This is a genomic window from Frankia sp. CcI156 (assembly GCF_001983015.1).
Lineage (GTDB): Bacteria > Actinomycetota > Actinomycetes > Frankiales > Frankiaceae > Frankia > Frankia casuarinae.
This window is the reverse complement of record NZ_MOMD01000116.1, coordinates 1-3,214: the sequence shown is the minus strand read 5'-3', so window position 1 is coordinate 3,214 and position 3,214 is coordinate 1. Positions and strand designations below refer to the sequence as shown.

The following is a 3,214-nucleotide window of genomic DNA, read 5'->3' as shown; positions in this document are numbered from 1 at the left end:
GCCCACGATCAGGCTCGCCAACCCCACGAAACCCCAGGTAGCAGCTTGATCGACTTAGTGGAAGTGGCATTGGGGCTCCGGGTCGTCTGTCTGGACGGTTCGGCGGTACTGCGGGTGGTCGAGGTCCATCTGTTTCGCGGCGTGTAGCGGTACTGGGTGGCGGATGCGGTCGGACCAGGAGATCGTCTGGTGGCAGAGTTTCGCGGTCGCGATTGCGAAGGCGTCCGCGGGGACGGCGTCGGTGTAGGCCAGCGGGTAGATCTCTGTTGCGGTCATGGTGTACCAGTTCTGGTCAATCTCGCCTTTGCGTCGTTCTGCCTTGTTGTCTGACCAGACGGAGCGGCGAGCGTCCCAACGGGTGTATTTGGAGCCGAGGCGGCCGGCGCCAGCGCCATCGTAGCTACGGGGCACGTTACAGAGAATCCACACCGGTGTACCGAAGTCGGTGGTGACCTGGTAGAGGGTGGTGGCAGTCTCACCGTCGGTCGGCGGGCTGTCGAGGTCCTTGGAGACGCGGGTGGTGCTGACTGGGGGCGGCACCTCGTCGTCCTCGATGTTCACGCGGATGACCGCTTGGGGTCGGTCGTCTCGGTGCAGAGTGCTGCCGGGTAGCCAGTAGCGGCTCGTGCGGGTCTCGGCGGAGGCACTTTGGTGAATGTTCTGGAGGCCGTGCCACATGCGCCGGGAGGCCATTGCGTCGACGGTGACGGCGTAGGGGATCCCGTCGAGCTCGTCGGCGAGGTCTTGCAGCGCGCGCTCGACGATGTCCGCAGCCTCGTCCCACCGCTGCCGGTAGGTCCTGCTGTCTGTTCCTTCCGGGTAGGCAGTGGCATGGAAAGCGGGTTGGGCGGTGCGGTAGGGCTGCCATTCGGGCCGGGTGGAGCTCCAGCCGAGGAGGGTCCAGGCGCCGGCCGGGTCGGAGGGCGGGACGAGGGCCGACGCGGTGATGACGACCTTTGGTCGGCCGCGCTCGCCCTTGCGGCGATTCTGCTGGCGGACGTGGATACCGACGTGGGCGACGCGGTCGACCGGGTGGCCGGTCGCGGGTGGCTTCAGCGCGTTCGCGATGCGGTCGTCGATGATGCCGAGGGAGCGGTAGAGGTCGAGGAGCGCCCACTCGGCGGGGTGATCCCGGCCCTCCTTGGGTTGGATCACCCCTTTTTCGTCCKAGCCACGTAGGTACTGGGTGGGCACGCCGAGGGCAGAGAGGATGCCTCTGGTCTGGTGCTTCGCGTCCAGATCGTCGGCGTCGGCGTCCGTGACGTCTTCCGCGGTCGGCATTTCGGTTTCGCACCAGGCGCCGACGAGAACGCCATCCCGGGACTCCAATGCGAACCGGCTGTTGCGTAGAGCTTCTTCGCGGCTGGCGGCGCGGCCCGGTCGGAGGAACTCGCCCGCCTGGTGGAAGACGGCGCTGATCGTGCCGGGGTGGAGCTCGAGATCCTGGCCATCCTGGGGGTCCAGGACCCCCTGGTCGAGTGCGAAGACACTGCGCAGGGTGTCGAGCATGCGCAGACGGGTTTCGTCGCGGTACCACAGGCAGGCGATACGCAGCGTGTCGAAGCCGGCGGCCTTGACGGAGGCGACGATGGCCTTCGGGGATGGGAAGGCGTTTCCGGGCTCTGCTAGCGGACCGCTGTCGCCGCTGTTCGCGCGTTCCTCCTTCCGGCGGGCACGCTCTCGAGCGGACACCCGCTCCGGGTCTGTGGGCCGGCGCGGGAACTGCATGCGTACCTCACGCGACTCCAGCGGTTCGGCGGCGTCGGCGAACACCAGGGATGCGTGATCGCGGAGTCGGCGCAGGTGGTGCATGCCGGTGCCGACACCGATGGGAAACGAGGCGCTCGTCGGGCGGATGGGCCAGACCTGCTCGGGACGGTCACGGGGGAACCGCGCGGGTTTGTTCTCGGCGCGCGCCTGCGCGAGGAGCTCCTGCTCACGGGTGGAGCGGGCGGCGATGGTGCGCAGGATCGAGTAGTCCATGTCGAGTCGGCCGAGTGCGTCGAGGGCGAGCCGGTTGATGGTGCGGGCTCCGCCGCGGCCGTCGAGTTCCAGTTCCAGCACGGGGCGCCCGACCCCTGGCTGCTGCGCGAGCGCGGTCTTGGAGAAGATCAGCGAGTCGGCGATGCGGGTGACCCGAGACGTGAGCAGGAGGAGCGGGCTGGTGATGTTCGGAAGGGTCTTGAGGGCCAGCCTCGTGCGCGAGAGCGCGAACCGGCCGCCGCGGTCGTTCTCCCAGGGGTCATCGAGGGTGACGAGGCCTCCAGCGGTGTCGGGCCACAGCGTCACTGTCCGGCTGTCGGAGATCGCCCACGGTTCGGCAGCGAGGCGCCGTGCGAGGTCCCAGGTGACCGTTCTGTAGACCCAGTTGGGGGTGTCGGGCTGTGTGCCGGACCGGGGTGCAAGCTGGTCGGCCAACAGGYGGTGCTGCTCGGGAAGGTCGGCGATTCGTTTCGCGAGGTCCGGCGGGGTGGCGAGATCGATGACGTCGATCTTGTCGCCGAGAGCGAGTCCGTGGGTGAGGGTGAAGACCCTGCGCAGGAGCCGGCCGTCGAGGGGCTCTCGTGACGCGAGGAAGGGCGCCCGCCTGTCTGGCTCGAAGTGTACGTAGCCGCCGCTGAGGACGCCGAGCACGAGGGTCGCGATGGAGTAGGGGGCCTGCGCCGAGTCGTTGCGGTACCGCCGCTTGCACTGGCGGTCGAGATCGTCCCAGAGCTTCCAGGTCTCCTCGTCGAGATGCCGGACATGGACCGCGGCGTCCGCGACGAGGGCGGGGGTGCAGCGGAACGCGAGCGTGTTGAGGTATTTGCCGGGCGCGGGCGGGGTCACGGGTCCTCTTCTCAGGGATGTCACGGCGTGTTGGGGTGGATGCCGGCGTAGTCGAGGAAGGCGTTGAGCGCTTCGCCGTAGAGGTCGTTCATCCGTGTCCGCACCGCGGGGGTCCACTGGGAGTGGATGCGGCGCAGGATGGTCTCCAGGTCGGAACTCCACGTGTCCTCGTGGAAGGCGTAGTCGACGAGGTGCAGGACGGCGTCGCCGCCGCCGCGCCGGGCGCGGCCGGCGAGCTGGATGAGATCGACGATGACGCCCGCGACGATCTCTTCCTGGAGCGGCTTGTGCATCGCGGTGAACTGGGGCGCGGTCCGTAGCAGCAGGGAAAGTCGTTCCCAGGCGGCCGTGCGGGCCTCCGCGAGCGCTTGGGCGGGGTCGGCGC

1 protein-coding gene and 1 pseudogene are annotated in these 3,214 nt (G+C 68.7%); both read right to left on the bottom strand.

Annotation, left to right across the window (positions count from 1 at the left end):
• Nucleotides 1–54: 54 nt before the first annotated feature.
• The gene (locus CcI156_RS26070) at nucleotides 55–2,829 is read right to left on the bottom strand and encodes an RNaseH domain-containing protein (RefSeq protein ID WP_175637660.1); all 2,775 of its coding nucleotides are present in this window, start codon (nucleotides 2,827–2,829) and stop codon (nucleotides 55–57) included.
• Between the two features lie 20 nt (nucleotides 2,830–2,849).
• A pseudogene (locus tag CcI156_RS26065) lies at nucleotides 2,850–3,214 on the bottom strand (hypothetical protein); the annotation flags it as partial.